The organism is Dechloromonas sp. H13 (assembly GCF_009469615.1).
In the GTDB taxonomy this organism is placed as follows: Bacteria; Pseudomonadota; Gammaproteobacteria; order Burkholderiales; family Rhodocyclaceae; genus Azonexus.
Map to the genome: position 1 here is coordinate 308,261 of NZ_SSXX01000001.1, position 19,235 is coordinate 327,495.

Annotated in this window: 19 protein-coding genes; 13 read left to right on the forward strand and 6 right to left on the reverse strand. The window is 64.3% G+C overall.

What is annotated here, in order from left to right; translation table 11 throughout:
* Position 1: 1 nt before the first annotated feature.
* The 4 genes from GH660_RS01495 (at position 2) to ybaL (ending at position 5,645) form a co-directional block, all read left to right on the forward strand.
* Positions 2–424, forward strand: a complete 423-nt coding sequence (locus tag GH660_RS01495) for a hypothetical protein (protein WP_153144802.1) — start codon at positions 2–4, stop codon at positions 422–424.
* A 65-nt stretch (positions 425–489) separates the two neighbouring features.
* The gene (locus GH660_RS01500) at positions 490–3,336 is read left to right on the forward strand and encodes a valine--tRNA ligase (protein WP_153144803.1); all 2,847 of its coding nucleotides are present in this window, start codon (positions 490–492) and stop codon (positions 3,334–3,336) included.
* A 9-nt stretch (positions 3,337–3,345) separates the two neighbouring features.
* Positions 3,346–3,825 carry a hypothetical protein gene (locus GH660_RS01505; protein WP_153144804.1) on the forward strand — a complete coding sequence of 160 codons (480 nt, stop codon included), beginning with the start codon at positions 3,346–3,348 and terminating at the stop codon, positions 3,823–3,825.
* A 98-nt stretch (positions 3,826–3,923) separates the two neighbouring features.
* Positions 3,924–5,645: a YbaL family putative K(+) efflux transporter gene (ybaL, locus tag GH660_RS01510; RefSeq protein WP_153144805.1), complete on the forward strand. Its 1,722-nt coding sequence runs from the start codon at positions 3,924–3,926 to the stop codon at positions 5,643–5,645.
* Positions 5,646–5,680: 35 nt separating this feature from the next.
* On the opposite strand, the gene pabB is transcribed toward ybaL, so the two are convergent.
* The 3 genes from pabB to GH660_RS01525 are packed head-to-tail and all read right to left on the reverse strand — an operon-like array spanning position 5,681 to position 9,142.
* On the reverse strand, positions 5,681–7,438 hold the full coding sequence (gene pabB, locus GH660_RS01515; RefSeq protein WP_228276314.1) for an aminodeoxychorismate synthase component I: 1,758 nt from the start codon (positions 7,436–7,438) through the stop codon (positions 5,681–5,683).
* Positions 7,429–7,656, reverse strand: a complete 228-nt coding sequence (locus GH660_RS01520) for a sulfurtransferase TusA family protein (RefSeq protein ID WP_153144806.1) — start codon at positions 7,654–7,656, stop codon at positions 7,429–7,431. Before GH660_RS01520 ends, pabB begins: the two co-directional genes overlap by 10 nt.
* A 37-nt stretch (positions 7,657–7,693) precedes the next feature.
* Complete coding sequence (locus GH660_RS01525) at positions 7,694–9,142, reverse strand: M48 family metalloprotease (protein ID WP_153144807.1); 1,449 nt, start codon at positions 9,140–9,142, stop codon at positions 7,694–7,696.
* Positions 9,143–9,204: 62 nt separating this feature from the next.
* On the opposite strand from GH660_RS01525, the gene moaC reads away from it, so the two are divergent.
* The 3 genes from moaC to soxZ are packed head-to-tail and all read left to right on the forward strand — an operon-like array spanning position 9,205 to position 10,504.
* On the forward strand, positions 9,205–9,690 hold the full coding sequence (gene moaC, locus GH660_RS01530; protein WP_228276361.1) for a cyclic pyranopterin monophosphate synthase MoaC: 486 nt from the start codon (positions 9,205–9,207) through the stop codon (positions 9,688–9,690).
* A gap of 29 nt (positions 9,691–9,719) precedes the next feature.
* A complete protein-coding gene (gene soxY, locus GH660_RS01535; protein ID WP_153144809.1) occupies positions 9,720–10,190 on the forward strand; it encodes a thiosulfate oxidation carrier protein SoxY in 471 nt (156 codons plus the stop codon).
* Between the two features lie 2 nt (positions 10,191–10,192).
* Complete coding sequence (gene soxZ / locus GH660_RS01540) at positions 10,193–10,504, forward strand: thiosulfate oxidation carrier complex protein SoxZ (RefSeq protein WP_153144810.1); 312 nt, start codon at positions 10,193–10,195, stop codon at positions 10,502–10,504.
* Between the two features lie 55 nt (positions 10,505–10,559).
* Here the strand turns inward: soxZ and GH660_RS01545 are convergent, their stop codons facing one another.
* Entirely contained in the window at positions 10,560–10,763 is a 204-nt protein-coding gene (locus GH660_RS01545) for a cold-shock protein (protein ID WP_153144811.1), read from the reverse strand.
* 259 nt (positions 10,764–11,022) lie between these two features.
* On the opposite strand from GH660_RS01545, the gene clpS reads away from it, so the two are divergent.
* The 5 genes from clpS to GH660_RS01570 all read left to right on the forward strand — a co-directional run bounded on the left by clpS (position 11,023) and on the right by GH660_RS01570 (position 16,263).
* Positions 11,023–11,331, forward strand: coding sequence for an ATP-dependent Clp protease adapter ClpS (gene clpS, locus GH660_RS01550; RefSeq protein WP_153144812.1), 309 nt, complete (start codon positions 11,023–11,025; stop codon positions 11,329–11,331).
* The gene (clpA, locus tag GH660_RS01555; protein ID WP_153144813.1) at positions 11,331–13,589 is read left to right on the forward strand and encodes an ATP-dependent Clp protease ATP-binding subunit ClpA; all 2,259 of its coding nucleotides are present in this window, start codon (positions 11,331–11,333) and stop codon (positions 13,587–13,589) included. Before clpS ends, clpA begins: the two co-directional genes overlap by 1 nt.
* A 62-nt stretch (positions 13,590–13,651) precedes the next feature.
* Positions 13,652–14,143, forward strand: a complete 492-nt coding sequence (gene rraA, locus GH660_RS01560) for a ribonuclease E activity regulator RraA (RefSeq protein WP_153144814.1) — start codon at positions 13,652–13,654, stop codon at positions 14,141–14,143.
* A 214-nt stretch (positions 14,144–14,357) separates the two neighbouring features.
* Positions 14,358–15,656 carry an isocitrate lyase gene (gene aceA / locus GH660_RS01565; RefSeq protein ID WP_153144815.1) on the forward strand — a complete coding sequence of 433 codons (1,299 nt, stop codon included), beginning with the start codon at positions 14,358–14,360 and terminating at the stop codon, positions 15,654–15,656.
* 85 nt (positions 15,657–15,741) lie between these two features.
* Positions 15,742–16,263: a DNA-deoxyinosine glycosylase gene (locus GH660_RS01570; protein ID WP_153144816.1), complete on the forward strand. Its 522-nt coding sequence runs from the start codon at positions 15,742–15,744 to the stop codon at positions 16,261–16,263.
* Here the strand turns inward: GH660_RS01570 and GH660_RS01575 are convergent.
* Both GH660_RS01575 and GH660_RS01580 read right to left on the reverse strand, forming a co-directional pair.
* Complete coding sequence (locus tag GH660_RS01575; protein WP_153144817.1) at positions 16,246–16,599, reverse strand: YbaN family protein; 354 nt, start codon at positions 16,597–16,599, stop codon at positions 16,246–16,248. The two genes, GH660_RS01570 and GH660_RS01575, sit on opposite strands and share 18 nt — an antisense overlap.
* Before the next feature lie 7 nt (positions 16,600–16,606).
* A complete protein-coding gene (locus tag GH660_RS01580) occupies positions 16,607–17,509 on the reverse strand; it encodes a LysR family transcriptional regulator (RefSeq protein WP_153144818.1) in 903 nt (300 codons plus the stop codon).
* Between the two features lie 109 nt (positions 17,510–17,618).
* Between GH660_RS01580 and aceB the strand changes: the two genes are divergently transcribed.
* Complete coding sequence (gene aceB, locus GH660_RS01585) at positions 17,619–19,217, forward strand: malate synthase A (RefSeq protein WP_153144819.1); 1,599 nt, start codon at positions 17,619–17,621, stop codon at positions 19,215–19,217.
* Positions 19,218–19,235 lie beyond the last annotated feature (18 nt).

Here is a 19,235-nt window from a genome sequence, read left to right on the forward strand (position 1 = left end):
GATGTCCAGCCCCATCCTCGCCCGTGCCGACGCGCTGATGCGGCGGCGGCGCACGACCAGTGCCGAAATCGACGACGTGCCGCTGCTGACCGACGCCCTCGACCCCGACGACGAAATCCCGCTCCTGCTCGACGCCGAACCGCGAACATCGTTTCCCGCAACGCCTCCCGAAAGCGAACCGGAAGTCGCAGCGGCTGTCGTACCGGCCAGCGAACACGCCAGCCAACCGGACCTGGCGCCGGCCAGCGAACCTGCCGCTGCCGCACTGGCCTTCGAAGGCGAAATGCTCGACATCGTCGCCCACGAACTGGCCCGCCGCGTCAGCGAACGGCTGGCGGCGGAACTCCCCGGCATCATCGAAAGCACCGTCCGCGATTTCCTGGCCGAACCGGAAATCCTTGCCCTGATCCAGCCGCGCGACTGAGATCGCGGCGAAGCCGGGGCGGCGCTCCGGTATAATTTCGGGTTTTCCCCTTTCATTCCAGACAGATGGAACTCGCAAAAGCTTTTGAGCCGGCGGATATCGAACGCCGCTGGTACCCCGAGTGGGAAGCCAAAAATTACTTCGCTGCCGGCGTCGACCGCAGCAAGGCCGACAATTTCTGCATCCTGCTGCCGCCGCCCAATGTCACCGGCACGCTGCACATGGGTCACGGCTTCAACCAGACCATCATGGACGCGCTGACCCGCTACTACCGGATGAAGGGCGCCAACACGCTGTGGCAGCCGGGTACCGACCACGCCGGCATCGCCACGCAGATCGTCGTCGAACGCCAGCTCGACGCCCAGGGCATCTCGCGCCACGACCTCGGCCGCGAGAAGTTCCTGGAAAAGGTCTGGGAATGGAAGGAATACTCCGGCAACACCATCACCAAGCAAATGCGCCGCATGGGCACCAGCCCGGACTGGACGCGCGAGCGCTTCACGATGGACGCCGGCCTCAACCAGGTCGTCACCGAAACCTTCGTCCGCCTCTACAACGAAGGCCTGATCTACCGCGGCAAGCGCCTGGTGAACTGGGACCCGAAGCTGCACACCGCCGTCTCCGACCTCGAAGTCGTGCAGGAGGAGGAAGACGGCTTCATGTGGCAGATCCGCTATCCGCTGGCCGACGGCTCGGATAGCCTAGTGGTCGCCACGACGCGGCCGGAAACCATGCTCGGCGACACTGCCGTGATGGTCCACCCGGAAGACGAGCGCTACAAGCACATGATCGGCCAGATGGTGAAGCTGCCGCTGACCGGCCGCGAAATCCCGATCATCGCCGACTCCTACGTCGATCTCGAATTCGGTACCGGCTGCGTCAAGGTCACGCCGGCCCACGACTTCAACGACTACGCCGTCGGCCAGCGCCACAACCTGCCGATGATCTCGATCCTGACGCTGGACGGCAAGATCAACGACCACGCGCCGGAAAAATACCGTGGCCTGGACCGTTTCGACGCGCGCAAGGCCGTCGTCGCCGACCTCGAAGCCGAGGGCATCCTGGTCAAGGTCGACAAGCACAAGCTGAAGGTGCCGCGCGGCGACCGGACCGGCGTCGTCATCGAGCCGATGCTGACTGACCAGTGGTTCGTCGCGATGTCCAAGCCGGGCGCCGACGGCAAGTCGATTACCGAGAAGGCGCTGGACGTCGTCCATTCCGGCGAGATCAAGTTCTACCCGGAAAACTGGGTCAATACCTACAACCAGTGGCTGAACAACATCCAGGACTGGTGCATCTCGCGCCAACTGTGGTGGGGCCACCAGATCCCGGCCTGGTACGGCGTCAATGGCGAGGTCTTCGTCGCTCACAGCGAGGAAGAAGCCCGTCACCTGGCCGACCAGGCGGGTTACGCCGGTCAGCTCAACCGCGACGAGGACGTCCTCGACACCTGGTATTCGTCTGCCCTGTGGCCGTTCTCGACGCTGGACTGGAGCGGCGACGAGGCGACCGACGCGACCAACCAGGTCCTGCAGCAATACCTGCCGTCGTCGGTGCTGGTCACCGGCTTCGACATCATTTTCTTCTGGGTCGCCCGCATGGTCATGATGACCAAGCACATCACCGGCAAGATCCCGTTCAAGCACGTCTATGTGCACGGCCTGATCCGCGACGGCGAAGGCCAGAAGATGTCCAAGTCCAAGGGCAACGTGCTCGACCCCATCGACCTGATCGACGGCATCGGCATCGACGCACTGGTCGACAAGCGCACCTTCGGCCTGATGAACCCCAAGCAGGCCGAGAGCATCGCCAAGAAGACGAAGAAGGAATTCCCGGAAGGCATCCCGGCCTTCGGCACCGATGCGCTGCGCTTCACCTTCGCCTCGCTGGCCAGCCCTGGCCGCGACATCAAGTTCGACCTGAACCGCTGCGACGGCTACCGCAACTTCTGCAACAAGCTGTGGAACGCCACCCGCTTCGTGCTGATGAACGTCGAAGGCCACGACCTGGCGCTCGACCACCAGCAGATGCCCAATAGCGGCGCCTGCGTCGTGCCGGCCGGCGGCGAGCCCCGCCTGAAGTTCAGCTTCGCCGACCGCTGGATTGTCAGCCTGCTGCAGAAGGTCGAGAAGGAAGTCGAGCAGCATTTCATCGACTACCGCTTCGACCTGCTCGCCCAGGCCATCTACAAATTCGTCTGGGACGAGTTCTGCGACTGGTACCTGGAAATCGCCAAGGTCGAAATGCAGACCGGTGACGAGGCGCAGCAGCGCGGCGCCCGCCGCACGCTGGCGCGCGTGCTGGAAACGGTACTGCGCCTGGCCCACCCGCTGATTCCCTTCATCACCGAGGAGCTCTGGCAGGTCGTCGCGCCCATTGCCGGCAAGAAGACGCACGCTTCGATCATGCTCGCCGCCTACCCCGAGGCCGACCTCGCACGCGTCGACGAGGACTCCGAAGCCAAGGTCGAGCGCCTCAAGGCGCTGGCCTACGCCTGCCGCAACCTGCGCGGCGAAATGGGCCTGTCGCCCGCGCAGCGCATGCCGCTGCTGGTCGCCGGCGGCGGTGCGGAAATCGCCGAATTCGCGCCCATCCTGCAGGCGCTCGGCAAGCTGTCCGAGGTGCAGATCGTCGACGACATGCCGGCCGACGCCATGGCCCCGGTCGCTGTCGTCGGCGAGACGCGCCTGATGCTCAAGGTGGAATTCGACGTCGCCGCCGAACGCGCGCGCCTGGCCAAGGAAATCGAGAAACTCGAAAAGCAGATCGCCATCGCGCAGAACAAGCTGTCCAACGAGGGCTTCGTCGCCCGCGCCCCGGCGGCGGTGATCGATCAGGAAAAACAGCGCCTCGCCGACTTCACGGCGACCCTCGAAAAACTCGTACCCCAGCTCGCCAGGCTGGGCCAGTAAAGGAATAGCATGCCCCAAGACAAACGCGGTTTTTTTGCCCAGATCTTTCTCGCCATGATGATTTTCTGCGGCCTGGTGTGGATCTGGACGGTCGCCTTCATCATCGCCTGGCCGTGGGAAAAGAGCGGCGAATGGAAACCGGAATTCCGCATCGTCGCCGTCTGCGGCGACAAGGGCGAATTCTGCAGCGTGCCGCATGGCGAGCTGGAGGCCGCGCGGGCCAAGGGGCTGTTCAAGAGCCTCGACCTGCCGGGCGATGCCGGCGAAGCCATGGAGGAAGGCGGCTGGCTGCGCTGGAAGCGGGTGAACGGCCTGATCGAGGCCAAGTGGTCGTCGTGGTATTTCCAGACCACCATCCGCTACAAGGTGGAGGATGGCCAGCCGGTGCTGGTCGAATACCAGGACGTCGCTGCCCGCGCCTTCTATTTCGGCATCGCTGCCGCGCTGTTCTCGCTCCTCGGCATCTACCTGCGCAAGCTGCGCGGCTGATGGTTGCGGTCGACTGCCTGAAAGGATCAATTTTCAGGCAGTCGAAACTCTTGCCCGGCAAAGCCATCTGACATGGGTCGCCAGCCCCTCGCCTGAAGATGCCCCATAACATCAGCCTCATCACCACCATCACCGCCGCCTTCGGCCTGGCCCTGATCTTCGGGGTCATCGCCGCGCGCCTGCGCATGCCGCCACTGGTCGGCTACCTGCTGGCCGGCATAATGATCGGTCCGGCCACCCCCGGCTTCGTCGCCGATCTCGACCTCGCCGGGCAACTGGCCGAAATCGGCGTCATGCTGCTGATGTTCGGTGTCGGCCTGCATTTCTCGCTGGAAGACCTGCTGGCCGTCAAGCGCATCGCCATCCCCGGCGCCATCGTGCAGATCGCCGTCGCCACCGCCATGGGCATGGCGCTGGCCATGTTCTGGGGCTGGGACCCCGGCGCCGCGCTGGTTTTCGGCCTGGCGCTGTCGGTCGCCAGCACCGTCGTCCTGCTGCGGGCGCTCGAGGCGCGCGGCGTGCTGGATTCGATCAACGGGCGCATCGCGGTCGGCTGGCTGGTCGTCGAAGACCTCGTCATGGTCCTCGTCCTCGTTCTGCTGCCGCCGCTGGCCGGCCTCCTGGGCGGACAGCAGGCCGGGGCGGCGGCCGCCGTTTCGAGCGAGATCTGGACCACGCTTGGCCTCACCTTCGCCAAGATCGCCGCCTTCATGGCGCTGATGCTGATCGTCGGCCAGCGCCTGCTGCCGCGCCTGCTGTGGCTGGTAGCGCGCAGCGGTTCGCGCGAGCTGTTCACGCTCTGCGTGATCGCCGCCGCGGTCGGCGTCGCCTACGGTTCCGCCCACCTGTTCGGCGTCTCCTTCGCGCTCGGCGCGTTCTTCGCCGGCATGACCATACGCGGCTCGGAATTCAGCCACCGCGCGGCCGAGGAATCGCTGCCGCTACGTGACGCTTTCTCGGTCCTCTTCTTCGTCTCGGTCGGCATGCTGTTCGACCCCCTGGTGCTCCTCGCCGAACCGCTCAAGGTGCTCCTCGTCACCGCCATCATCATGCTCGGCAAGACCGTCGCCGCCGTCGCGCTGGTGCTCGCCTTCCGCTATCCGCTTAACACGGCGCTGACGGTCGGCGCCAGCCTGGCGCAGATCGGCGAATTTTCGTTCATCCTCGCCGGCCTCGGCGCCTCGCTCGGCCTGATGCCGGCCGAAGGCAGCAGCCTGCTGCTGGCCGGCGCGCTCTTTTCAATCGCCTGCAATTCGCTGATCTTCGCTGCGATCGCCCCCCTACAGAAGTGGCTGCGCGCCAACTCCGCCCTCGCCCGCCGGCTCGAGCACCGCGCCGATCCGCTGGCCGAACTGCCGATGAGCACCGACCAGGCGAACCTCACCGGCCAGGTCGTGCTGGTCGGCTACGGCCGGGTTGGCCAGCGCATCGCCGCCCTGCTCGCCGAACGCGGGGTCAGCCACGTGATCGTCGAACAGAACCGCGAACGGGTCGAAGAACTGCGCGCCCGCGGCATCCTCGCTGTCTGCGGCGACGCGACCGAACCGGCGGTCCTGATCCAGGCCCACATCGCCCGTGCCGGCATGCTGGTGATCGCCACGCCGGACGCCTTCGACGCGCGCAAGATGCTGGAGATCGCCCGCACCCTGAACCCCGGCATCGAGACGGTGCTGCGCACGCACAGCGCGGAAGAAGCCGAACTGCTGCAGCGCGAGGAGGCCGGCGCCGTCTTCATGGGCGAGCACGAACTGGCGCGCGGTATGGCGCAGCATGTCCTGATGCGCATGGGGCTGGCCGGCAAGCCGTCGGCGAATCACTGAGCCGGCTGCGGTCGACGCCCGAAAAAGGCCGAATTTCAGGGCGCCGGCGCGGCGAGCCGGACCGCGATCAAGCCGCGCAGCGCATTGCCGAGCAAAAACCCCTGCTCCAGGTCCGCGGGCCGCAGCACCGCCTCGCGCGCCCGGCCACTCGCCAGCAGTTCGGCGCGCAACACGCCCGGCAAGGCGCCGCTTTCCAGCGGCGGTGTCAGCAGCTGCCCGCCGCGCTCGACGAACACATTGCTGCGCGCCCCCTCGGCCACTTCGCCGCGCTCGTTGAGGAAGACCACGTCGAATACCGGCGAATCGGCGTCCAGGCCGCGCAACGCCGCGTCGTAGAGCGGTCGTGCCGTCGTCTTGTGGCGCCGCAGCGGATCGCGCGAATCGATCGTCTCGACGGCCAGGCGCGCCAGGCGCGGGCCGGCCGCCTCGTCGGCCAGCGGGAACGCCTGCACCTCGATCGCGCCGGCCTTGTCCAGCGTCAGGCGCACCCGCCAGGTGCCGCTGGCCGGCAGGCCGTCCAGGCGCTGGCGGAGCGCGGTCTCGTCGAACGCGAAGCCGAACCACGCCGCCGAGCGCCGCAGACGTTCCAGATGGCCGTTCAGGCGCGGGCATTTTCCCGCTTCGCGGCGCAATGTTTCGATCAGCCGCACCCCGGGGTCGCCGGCGCGCAGGAAGTCCGCCTTGAGCTGGCATTCCCGCCATTCGGCCGCCGCCGTCGAGTCGGCGACGATGCCGCTGCCGATGCCGAGCCTGCCGGTCCGGTCGGGCGCCAGTTCCAGCGTGCGGATGGCGACGTTGAGGCGGAAATCGCCGTCCGGTGCGACCCAGCCGAAGGCGCCGGTGTACAGGCCGCGCGGCGCCTGCTCGAGCTCCACGATGATCTGCATGGCACGAATCTTCGGCGCCCCGGTAATCGAACCGCAGGGAAACAGCGCCGGCAGGATGGTCGCCAGCGTGGCGTCCGGCACGCATGCCGAAATTTCCGACACCATCTGCCAGACCGTCGGGTAGTCCTCGATGTCGAACAGGCGGTCGACGCGGACGCTGCCGCTCGTCGCCACGCGCCCGAGGTCGTTGCGCAGCAGGTCGACGATCATCAGGTTCTCGGCCCGGTCCTTCGGCGATTCGCGCAGACGCGCGGCGGGCTCGTCGCGGGCCAGCGTTCCCTTCATCGGCCGCGTGACCAGTCGCGCGCCAGTTTTTTCCAGGAACAGTTCCGGCGAAAGCGAGACGACGCCCCCCCCGGCCGTCGCCACGAAGCCGCCATAGCGCACCGGCTGGGCGGCGCGCAGGCGGCTGTAGATGGCGACTGGCGGGCCAAACCAGGAAAAGACCAGGGGAAAGGTGAAATTGACCTGATAGCAGTCGCCGTCGGAAATATAGTCGCGGATGCGGTCGACCGCAGCAGCATGCCGTTTTTCGTCGACGGTGGCGCTCAGGCCGCCGATGCCCGCGGGTTCCCCGGCGCCTTGTGTGGCCAGCCAGGCCTCGGCCGCCGCGGCATCCATGGCGATGCGCCGCCGGAAACGCCAGAAGCGGGCAAGCGGCCGGCCGGCCGGCGGCACCCGACCGGCCGGCGCAGCGGCCGGTTCGAGCAGATAACCGAGTTCGAAATCGAGCGCCGCCACGCACCAGAGCTGGTCGGCGGCGATCGCCGCGAGTGCCCGGGCCAGGCTATCGGCATCAGTGACCGGCAGGCAATCTACCGGCTCCTCGAAACGCCAAGCGGCAGGCTGCCCCTGCGGCGCCCGCCGATCTTCGAAAAATGCGTGGAAAGCCGCGTCTATTTGCACTTCAGGTAAAACTCGAAGACGCGATTCACTTCCAGCTGTTCGACCAGCTCATTTCCCGTCTGCTTGGCAAACGCGGGGAAATCCTTGAGTGAACCGGGATCGGTCGCCAGCACCCGCAACACCTGGCCGCTTTCCATCTCGGCCAGCGTCTTCTTGGTGCGCAGAATGGGCAGCGGGCAGTTGAGCCCCTTTACATCGAGGTCGCGATCAAATTGCATGGTCTGTTACCCAATATGAGAACCGTGGATTTTACCCCTAATTCTGCCGCTCCTTCATTTCCTCGAGCTGGCGCTTCTTCATTTCCCGCAGGCGCCCGTCGATCACCGACATCTCGTAGAAATTGGCGTCACCCGCCTGTTGCGCCAACTGCAGCTGCTCGATGGCGCCCGCCGTCTGTCCCTTGAGCAGCGACATCTCGGCCAGCGCAAGATGCTGCTGCGAGCGGCGCCCGAGGCCGGCATAGGATTCGGCGCGCATCCGGTAGAAGCGCGTGTCGCGCGGGTAGTTTTGCAGCTGCTCGTCAACGAAGCGGAGCGCCTCGGCGAACTTGCGCTCGGCCACCAGGGCATTGCCGTAGCCGTAAAGCAGGGCCAGGTTGTGCGGGTAACGCACCATCGCCTCGCGATAGAGCTGCATGCCCGCCTCCTTTTCGCCACGGGCGATTTTCACCTCGGCGAGCAGGCGGTCGACCATCGCCAACGACGGCTTCAGCTTGCGCACCGCCTGCAATTCGCGTTCGGCCGCCGTCCAGTCGCCCTTGCGCACGTACGCCACGGCCAGGCCGTAGCGCGCACTGGCCTCGGACGAATACTTGCGCTCGCGCAACAGGGTCTCGAAATCCCGGATCGCCTCGGCCGGGCGCCCCTGCATGGCCCGCACCCGGGCGCGCACGAGCTGGAATTCCTGGCTGTCGGCCACCTGGCGGTAGGCGACCGGCTGCTCGCGGTTCTGCATGTCGGACAGGCGCTCGCCGGTCAGCGGGTGGGTCCGCAGATAGGCCGTGGCGTTGTTTTCATAAAGCCGCGAATTCTGCTGCAGGCGCTCGAAGAACGCCGACATGCCGCGCACGTCGTAACCGGCCTGGCGCAGGATATCGAAGCCGAGACGGTCGGATTCGCGTTCGAAATCCCGCGAAAACGCCAGTTGCGCCGAGATCGCCGCCGCCTGCGACGTGGTCATCGCCGCCCCGGCGGCCTGCGGGTTCGAGCGGGCCGCCAGCAGGGCGAGGCCCATGGCAAGCATCGAGGCCATCGACAGCTTCTTCGACTGGAACACCTGGCGGGCGATATGACGCTGTGTCACATGGGAGATTTCGTGCGCCAGCACGCCGGCCAGTTCCGATTCGGTCTGGGCGGCGAGGATCAGCCCGGTATGGACGCCGATGAAGCCGCCCGGCATCGCGAAGGCGTTGATGCTCGGGTCGTTGATCGCGAAGAACTGGAAGCCCATGCCGGGATCGTTGCTGACGGCGACCAGCCGCCCGCCCAGCTGATCGAGGTAGTTTTCGATGTCGGGATCGTCGAGATAGGACGGTTCGCGCCAGCGAATCTCGTTCATGATCTGCTGGCCGATCTTCTTCTCCATCGCCAGCGACAGTTCGTTGCTGGCGACATCGCCCAGTTCCGGCAGATCGTCGGCGCGCGCCGCCTGTGCGCTCAGGGCACAGGCCAGGACGCCGACGAGGAAACGGTGGGCAACGCGCATGGTGATATGATAGCGCAGGCCATCGCCCCACCCGCCGGGCCGGGCGTAACCAAGCGTAACGAATCGTGACAGATCAAACACTTACCCATTTCGATGCCGCCGGCCAGGCGCATATGGTCGACGTCGGCAGCAAGGCTGAGACCGCCCGCGTCGCACGCGCGGCTGGCAGCATTTTCATGCAGCCGGAAACCCTGGCGCTGATCCGCTCGGGATCGGCGAAGAAAGGGGACGTTCTCGGCATCGCCCGCATCGCCGCGATCCAGGCCGCCAAACGCACCGGGGAACTGATCCCGCTCTGCCACCCGATCGCCCTCACCCGCGTCACCGCCGATTTCACCATCGACGCCGAACACAATGCGGTGCACTGCGCGGTCGCCGCCGAATGCTTCGGCCGCACCGGTGTCGAAATGGAAGCACTGACCGCGACCTCGGTCGGCCTGTTGACCATTTACGACATGTGCAAGGCCGTCGACCGCGGCATGCGCATCGACGACATCCGCCTGCTCGAAAAGCAGGGCGGCAAATCGGGCCATTGGGTGGCTGAATAATTCCGCTTGAACTGCAACGCAACGAAAACATGAACGAATTACGCCGAAAACTGCTGCGGGGCAGCAGCGCCGCCCTGCTCACGCCGCTTCTCGGCACCGGCCTGCTGCTGCCCGGCAGAGTCGTCGCCGCGGAGTGGAACAAGACCGCATTCACCGCGCGCAACGTCAATGACGCGCTCAAGGCCTGGGGGGCGGCCAACGCCGCCGAGTCGCGCGACATCGTCATTCAGGCGCCGGAAATCGCCGAGAACGGCGCCAAGGTGGAAATCGACATCACCAGCCTGGTTCCGGCCACGCGCAGCATTGCCGTATTCGCCGACAAAAATCCGATGCCGCTGTGCGCCGCGCTCGAATTTTCCGGCAATGCCGTCGCCTACTGCCGGGTGCAGGTCAAGCTGGCCGAAACGACACGCGTCCGGGCCGTGGCCAGGGCGGCCGACGGCAAGACCTACGTGGCATTTCGCGAAATCAAGGTCACCCTCGGCGGGTGCGGAGGATAGACATGGCCGACACGATCAAGATCCGTGCCCAGGTCCAGGGCGACATCGCCGACATCCGCATCCTCATGCAGCACCCGATGGAAACCGGGCAGCGCAAGGATGAAAAGGGCGATCTCCTGCCGGTCAACTTCATCAAGACCTTCAGGGTCCTGCATAACGGCCAGCCGCTGATCGACGGCCAGTTGAACACCTCGGTCTCGAAGAACCCGCTGTTCGCCTTCAAGGCCAGGGGCATCAAGACCGGCGACCGGCTGACGGTCTCGTGGAACGACAATCTCGGCGACAAACGCCAGGACGAGATAACTGTCGCGTAAACAAAAAAGGCCCGTCTGATATCAGACGGGCCTCAATATGTTGCGTATCCGGTGCTCAGGCGCCCTGGATATTGGATGCCTGCTTGCCCTTGGGGCCCTGCACGACATCGAAGGAAACTTTTTGACCTTCCTTCAGGGTCTTGAAACCACTCATGTTGATGGCGGAGAAGTGTGCGAAAAGATCTTCGCTGCCATCGTCAGGCGTGATGAAGCCAAAACCCTTGGAATCATTGAACCACTTGACAGTACCCAGTGCCATGTCTGCTACTTTCTTACAAAAAACTGAAAATTACGGGTCACCCCGACTCCCTGTTTGAGCTCAGTGACCCGGCGCTTTGGGCAACCTTGATGCCGCGTGAATTCAAACACAAGCGCTTTCTACCTCTGCGTTCGGATTGCGTCAACATTTTTCAATGACGCAGCGCAGCATAAATTAAGAAAAATACCAGCGCTCGCGCCCGGAAATTTGTCCGCGGCCGGTAGTTGCACATTGGAGCGGACTGTATAGAATCCATCTCATGGCTACGAAATCCCAGGAAGGGAGTCTGCTCGAAGCACAACGTGCCAAGGCGACGCCTCCAAAGATGTACAAGGTGCTGCTGCTGAACGACGATTACACGCCAATGGAATTCGTGATCGTCGTGCTCCAGCGTTTTTTTGCCATGGATACTGAACAAGCGACGCGAATCATGCTCAAAGTTCACAACGAAGGCCGCGGTGTGTGCGGGGTTTTCCCGCGCGACATCGCCGCGACCAAGGTTGAGCAGGTGAGCGCATTTGCCCGCCAACACCAGCATCCACTCGCGTGCGTCATGGAGGAAAATTGATGATTGCCCAGGAACTCGAAGTCAGCCTGCACATGGCTTTTGTCGAAGCGAGACAGAAGCGCCACGAGTTCATCACCGTGGAGCATCTGCTCCTCGCGCTGATCGACAACCCGTCGGCGGCAGAGGCCCTGCGCGCCTGCGGCGGCAAGCCTGATGCACTGCGCAAGGATTTGACGAATTTCATCAACGAGCACACCCCCATCGTTTCCGGCGAGGATGACATCGACACCCAGCCGACGCTCGGTTTCCAGCGCGTCATCCAGCGCGCCATCCTGCATGTCCAGTCGTCCGGGAAGAAGGAGGTCAATGGCGCCAACGTGCTGGTCGCCATCTACGGCGAGAAGGACTCGCACGCGGTCTACTTCCTGCAGAAGCAGGGGATCACCCGCCTCGACGTGGTGAATTTCATCTCGCACGGCATCAGCAAGGTGCCGCAGCAGAAGACGCCGACCGAGGGCGAAGTCGAAACTGAGGGCGAAAAGGAGCAGGCCGGGCCGCTGGAGCAATACACGATCAACCTCAACGCGCTTGCCCTGCAGGGCAAGATCGACCCGCTGATCGGCCGCGACAAGGAACTCGAGCGCGTCATCCAGACGCTTTGCCGGCGGCGCAAGAACAACCCACTCTTGGTCGGCGAGGCCGGCGTCGGCAAGACGGCGATCGCCGAAGGACTGGCCCGGCGCGTCGTGGAAGGCGATGTTCCGGACATCCTGACCAAGGCGAACGTCTATTCCCTGGACATGGGCGCCCTGCTGGCCGGCACCAAGTACCGCGGCGATTTCGAGCAGCGCCTGAAGGGCGTCATCAAGCAGTTGGGCGACAATCCCAATGCCATCCTGTTCATCGACGAGATCCACACGCTGATCGGCGCCGGCTCGGCCTCCGGCGGCACGCTGGACGCCTCCAACCTGCTCAAGCCGGCACTTTCCTCCGGCCAGCTGAAGTGCATCGGCGCCACCACCTACACCGAGTTCCGCGGCATCTTCGAGAAGGACAGCGCGCTGTCCCGGCGCTTCCAGAAGATCGACGTCAATGAACCCTCGGTCGCCGAAACCGTGGAAATCCTCAAGGGCCTCAAGGCGCGCTTCGAGGCGCACCACGGCATCAAGTATTCCGGTACGGCCATCTCCTCGGCCGCCGAACTGGCTGCTCGCTACATCACCGACCGCCACCTGCCCGACAAGGCCATCGACGTCATCGACGAAGCCGGTGCCGCGCAGCGCATCCTGCCCAAGTCGAAGCAGAAGAAGGTGATCGGCAAGACCGACATCGAGGAAATCGTCGCCAAGATCGCGCGCATTCCGTCACAGCACGTCACCCTCGACGACCGCGGCGCCCTGAAGAACCTCGACCGCGACCTGAAAGCGACCGTTTTCGGTCAGGACAAGGCGATCGACGCGCTGGCCAAGGCGATCAAGATGGCGCGTTCCGGCCTCGGCAATCCGGGCAAGCCGATCGGTTCCTTCCTGTTCAGCGGTCCGACCGGCGTCGGCAAGACCGAGGTTGCCAAGCAGTTGGCCTACTGCCTCGGTATCGAGCTGACCCGCTTCGACATGAGCGAGTACATGGAGCGCCATGCGGTTTCCCGCCTGATCGGCGCCCCGCCGGGCTACGTCGGTTTCGACCAGGGCGGCCTGCTGACCGAGGCGGTGACCAAGAAGCCGTACTGCGTGTTGCTGCTCGACGAAATCGAGAAGGCCCACCCGGACATCTTCAACATCCTGCTACAGGTCATGGACCACGGCACGCTGACCGACAACAACGGGCGCAAGGCCGATTTCCGAAACGTGGTCATCATCATGACCACCAACGCCGGCGCCGCCGACCTGCAGAAATCGAGCATGGGCTTCACCAGCAGCAAGCAGACGGGCGACGAGATGGTCGAAATCAAGCGGCTGTTCACGCCGGAATTCCGCAACCGGCTGGATGCGACGATCTCCTTCGCGCCGCTCGATCACGAGGTCATCCTGCGCGTGGTCGACAAGTTCCTGATGCAGCTCGAGGAACAGTTGCACGAGAAGAAGGTGGAGGCGCACTTCACCGAGGCGGTCAAGGAAATGCTCGCCGAGAAGGGTTTCGATCCGCTGATGGGCGCCCGGCCGATGGCACGCCTGATTCAGGACGTCATCCGTTCGGCGCTCGCCGACGAACTGCTGTTTGGCCGCCTCGCCAGCGGCGGGCATGTTACGGTCGACCTCGACAAAGAGGGCAAAATCAAACTCGATTTTTCGGAAGAAAAATCAGAAGCCGTCGTCTAAATTCCATCCACATTCCAACAAGCCATGCGATGCATGGCTTTTTTTCTGCCAGGGAGACCCCAATGACCTTCAAGACCCCCGACCTCTGCGATGAATTCGAAACCGAACTGGGCAAGACCGTGCGCGTCGTCGCCCCCATGTTCCAGCGTTACGGCGGCCGCACCAGCTTTTCGGGCCGGATCGTCACGCTGAAGCTGTTCGAGGACAATTCGCTGGTCCGCACGGCCTTCGGCGAGGACGGCACGGGCAAGGTCCTGGTCATCGACGGCGGCGGCTCGCTGCGCTGCGCCCTGGTCGGCGACCAGCTCGCCATCCTGGCGCACAAGAACGGCTGGGCAGGCGTCGTCGTCTATGGCTGCATCCGCGATTCGGGCGACATCAACGACATCGACATCGGCGTTCGCGCCCTCGATACCCATCCGCAGAAGAGCATCAAGAAAGGGGTGGGCGACCGCGACATCGCCGTCACTTTCGGCGGCGTCACGTTCAACCCGGGTGAATATCTCTATGCCGACGAGGACGGTGTACTGGTCAGCAGCAAGCCCTTGTGCTGACGCAATGCGGTTTCATTTCACGAACGCAAACAACGTTTCATATCGTGAAAATACACATGCAATACATTGTTTTATTTAAATAAAATTTTGTCTTATGTCTTATATAAGACTCTTGCTGCTGCGCAAAAATATCTCTATACTTTTTCCATCGCTCAGGCAAAATAGTCTAGGCATAAAGTAGTAACTCCCAACCCTACCTTTTGAGGAATTCACAATGAGCACTCGCGAACAGCAAATCGCCGAACTGGAAAAAGACTGGGCCACCAACCCCCGCTGGAAAGGCATCAAGCGCGGCTACTCCGCCGCTGACATCGTCCGCCTGCGCGGCTCCTTCCAGGTCGAGCACACCCTCGCCCGTCGCGGTGCCGAAAAGCTGTGGAACCTCGTCAACAACGAGCCGTACGTCAACTGTCTGGGCGCCCTGACCGGCGGCCAGGCCGTCCAGCAGGCCAAAGCCGGCATCAAGGCGATCTACCTGTCCGGCTGGCAAGTCGCTGCCGACAACAACGAGTATGCCGCCATGTACCCGGACCAGTCGCTGTATCCGGTGGATTCCGTGCCCAAGGTCGTCGAGCGCATCAACAACGCCTTCAACCGTGCCGATGAAATCCAGTGGTCCAAGGGCGGCAACCCGGGCGATGCCGGCTACATCGACTACCACCTGCCGATCGTCGCCGACGCCGAAGCCGGTTTCGGTGGCGTGCTGAACGCCTACGAACTGATGAAGGCCATGATCCGCTCCGGCGCCGCCGGCGTGCACTGGGAAGACCAGCTGGCCTCCGTCAAGAAGTGCGGCCACATGGGCGGCAAGGTTCTCGTGCCGACCACCGAAGCTGTCCAGAAGCTGATCGCTGCCCGCATGGCGGCTGACGTCTATGGCGTCCCGACCCTGGTCATCGCCCGTACCGATGCCGAAGCGGCCGACCTGCTGACTTCCGACTACGATCCGAACGACAAGCCGTTCCTGACCGGCGAGCGCACCCCGGAAGGCTTCTACAAGACCAAGAAGGGTCTGGACCAGGCCATCTCCCGCGCCATCGCCTACGCCGACTACGCCGACCTGGTGTGGTGCGAAACCGGCACGCCGGATCTGGAATTCGCCCGCAAGTTCGCCGAAGCCGTGCATAAGGTTCACCCGGGCAAGATGCTGGCCTACAACTGCTCGCCGTCCTTCAACTGGAAGAAGAACCTCGACGACGCCACCATCGCCAAATTCCAGCGCGAACTGGGCGCCATGGGCTACAAGTACCAGTTCATCACCCTGGCCGGCATCCACTCCATGTGGTACAACATGTTCGATCTGGCCCAGGACTACGCCAAGCGCGGCATGTCGGCCTACGTCGAGAAGGTCCAGGAGCCGGAATTCGCTGCCCGCGACCGTGGCTACACCTTCGTCTCGCACCAGCAGGAAGTGGGCACCGGCTACTTCGACGAAGTCACCACCGTCATCCAGGGCGGCAAGTCCAGCGTCACCGCGCTGACCGGCTCGACTGAAGAAGAGCAGTTCCACTAAGCTTACCGCTTTGACTTGCCGCCTCACCGGGCGGCATCGGGGCCGGCGCTCACAAGGCGCCGGCCTTATTGTTTGCAGCCGCGACATGCCCGAACACCACGCCCGCAGTTTCCCCCCGCTTGCGGCCCCCGACGCCCGCGTCCTGATCCTCGGCAGCATGCCCGGGCTGGCGTCGCTCGCCGCCGGGCAATACTACGCTCACCCACGCAACGCCTTCTGGCCGCTGATGGGCGAACTGTTGAGCATCCCGCCGGGGCGCGACTATCCTGCGCGCGTCGCCGCCCTGTGCCACGCCGGCATCGCGCTGTGGGACGTGCTGTACTCCTGCCGGCGCCAGGGTAGCCTCGACACCGCCATCGAGGACGACTCGCTGGTGCCCAACGACCTTGCCGGATTCATCGCCGCCCATCCGGCGGTCCGCCACATTTTCTTCAACGGTGCCAAGGCGGAAAGCTGCTTTCGCCGCCATATCAGGCTACCCGATGCGGAGCGGCAGATTGCGTTCACCCGCCTGCCATCGACCAGCCCTGCCCATGCCGGCCGCTCGTTCGCCGAAAAACTGGCCGCGTGGCAGGCCGTGCGCGCCGCCCTAGACGCTCGGCCGTGACCACATCCAGGCCAGCACCAGCACGCCGACCGCCGCCGGCACATAGCGCCAGGGCTCGGGCAGCGTCAGCCAGCCGCCGACGGCGCTGATCGCCAGCAACAGCGTCGCCAGCCGTTTGGCGACTCGCGGAATGGCACCGTGGTCGCGCCAGGCGCGAATCGCCGGGCCGACCTCGGGATGCGCCAGCAGGCGCGCTTCCCACTCCGGGTGCGAGCGGGCGAAAAAGTAGGCAGCGAGAATCAGGAATGGCGTCGTCGGCAGCAACGGCAAAAAGGCGCCGACGACACCAAGGCCGACAGAGCACAGCCCGAGGATGCGGTAGACCGGTTTTTTCATGCCGTTTTCAGCGCAACTCCCAGTAACTCGGCCGCCCGTAGGTTTCCTTGAGCAGATCGATGAACAGCCGGACGCGCAGCGGCAAATGGCGGCGCTGCGGAAACACCGCGTAGATGCCCATCGGCGGCGCCTGCCAGGCGTCGAGCACCGAGGTCAGCGTGCCCTCCTTCAGGTCCTGGCCGACTTCCCACAGCGAGCGCCAGGCCAGCCCGCGCCCGGCCAGCGCCCATTCGTGCAGCACGGCACCGTCGTTGCATTCGAAGCTACCGCTGACCTTGATGGTATCGACCGTGCCGGCAGCCGGATCGCGGAACACCCAGCCGCGCTGCTGGCCGAGCGACAGGCAGTTGTGCGCCGCCAGATCGCCGGGTTCGCGCGGCACACCGTGCGCCACCAGGTAGGCGGGGCTGGCCACCACCATGCGGCGCATCTCGCCGAGCCTCACACTGACGAGGCTGGAATCGGTGAGTTCGCCGATGCGGATGGCACAGTCGATGTTCTCGTTGAGCAGATCGACCAGGCGGTCGCTGAGATCGAGATTGACCGTCACCTCCGGGTTGGCCAGCATGAACTCGCCGACCAGCGGCGCCACGTGCCGGCGCCCGAAGCCGGAGGGCGCCGACACCCGCAGCTGGCCGCTGGCCCGGACGCCTCCCAGCGACACCGCCGCCTCGGCATTGGCCATGTCGTTGAGCAGCTTCTGGCAGTCCTCGAGAAAGGCCTGGCCTTCAAAGGTGATCGTCAGCTTGCGCGTCGTCCGCAGCAGCAGCTTGACCCCGAGGCGTGCCTCCAGCGCATCCAGGCGCCGCCCGATGATCGCCGGGGTCACGCCTTCGGCGCGGGCAGCAGCGGAAAGGCTACCGCGGCCCGCAGTCGAGACGAAGGCCTCGATCTGTTTCAGCCTGTCCATTATTTACCTGATGTAAAAGATGAAATGATTTTATCCCGGTTTTTATCGACACTGAATAGCAATAGAATTCGCAACGTCACTTCAATTTACCATCCCTTCAGGAGCTGCCATGAGCCTCAACCTTCCGCAAGGCGTGCAAGTCACCGGCCCGATCAAGCCGGGTTACGAATCCATTCTCACCCACGACGCGCTGACCCTGGTCGCCAAGCTGCACCGTGCCTTCGAAGGCCGCCGCCAGGAACTGCTCAAGGCCCGCGTCGCCCGCCAGGCCCGCATCGATGCTGGCGAAATGCCCGATTTCCTGCCCGAGACCAAGGCCATCCGCGAAGGCGACTGGAAGATCGCGCCGCTGCCCAAGGCCCTGGAATGCCGTCGCGTCGAGATCACCGGCCCGGTCGAGGCCAAGATGATCATCAACGCCTTCAACTCCGGCGCCGACTCCTACATGACCGACTTCGAGGATTCCAATTCCCCGAACTGGGACAACCAGATCCAGGGTCAGGTCAACCTCTACAAGGCGATCCGCCGCGAGCTGTCGTTCAAGAACGAAGCCGGCAAGGAATACAAGCTCAACGACAAGATCGCCACCCTGCAGATCCGTCCGCGCGGCTGGCATCTCGACGAGAAGCACGTCCTCGTTGACGGCCAGCGCGTCTCCGGCGGCCTGTTCGACTTCGGCCTGGTCTTCTTCCACAACGCCAAGGAGCAGATCGCCCGCGGCGCCGGCCCCTTCTACTATCTGCCGAAGATGGAATCCCATCTCGAAGCCCGCCTGTGGAACGACGCCTTCGTGATGGCCCAGGACCACTGCGGCATCCCGCAGGGCACGATCAAGGCCACGGTGCTGGTCGAAACCATCCTCGCCACCTTCGAGATGGAAGAAATCCTCTACGAACTGCGCAACCACTCCGCCGGCCTCAACGCCGGGCGTTGGGACTACATCTTCTCCTGCATCAAGAAGTTCAAGAAGAACAAGGACTTCTGCCTGGCCCAGCGCGGCGCCATCACCATGGAAGTGCCTTTCATGCGCTCCTACGCGCTGGCGCTGGTGCAGGCCTGCCACAAGCGCGGCGCCCCGGCGATGGGCGGCATGTCGGCGCTGATCCCGATCAAGAACGATCCGGTCGCCAACGAAAAGGCGCTCGCCGGCATCCGCCACGACAAGACCCGCGACGCCAACGACGGCTTCGACGGCGGCTGGGTGGCCCACCCGGGTCTGGTGCCCATCGCCATGGAAGAATTCGTCAAGGTGCTGGGCGACAAGCCGAACCAGTGGGAAAAGCAGGTTTCCGGCAGCTTCGGCCCGGCCCAGTGGCTCGACTTCCAGCCGACCACGCCGATCACCGAAGCCGGCCTGCGCAACAACATCAACGTCGGTATTCACTACCTCGGTTCCTGGCTGGCCGGCAACGGCTGCGTGCCCATCCACAACCTGATGGAAGACGCCGCCACCGCCGAAATCTCCCGCTCGCAAGTCTGGCAGTGGGTGGTTTCGCCGAAGGGCATCCTCGACGACGGCCGCAAGGTCACCGAAGAGATGGTCCGCCCGATGATCGCCGAGGAACTGGCCAAGGTGAAGGCCACCGTCACCGCCCAGGGCGAGGACACCGCCAGCTACGACCAGGCTGCCGTCATCTTCGACAAAATGTCGCTGACCCCGGACTACCCGGAGTTCCTGACCCTGCCGCTGTACGAAGCGATGGAATAAGCAGCACCCGAAAAAAGT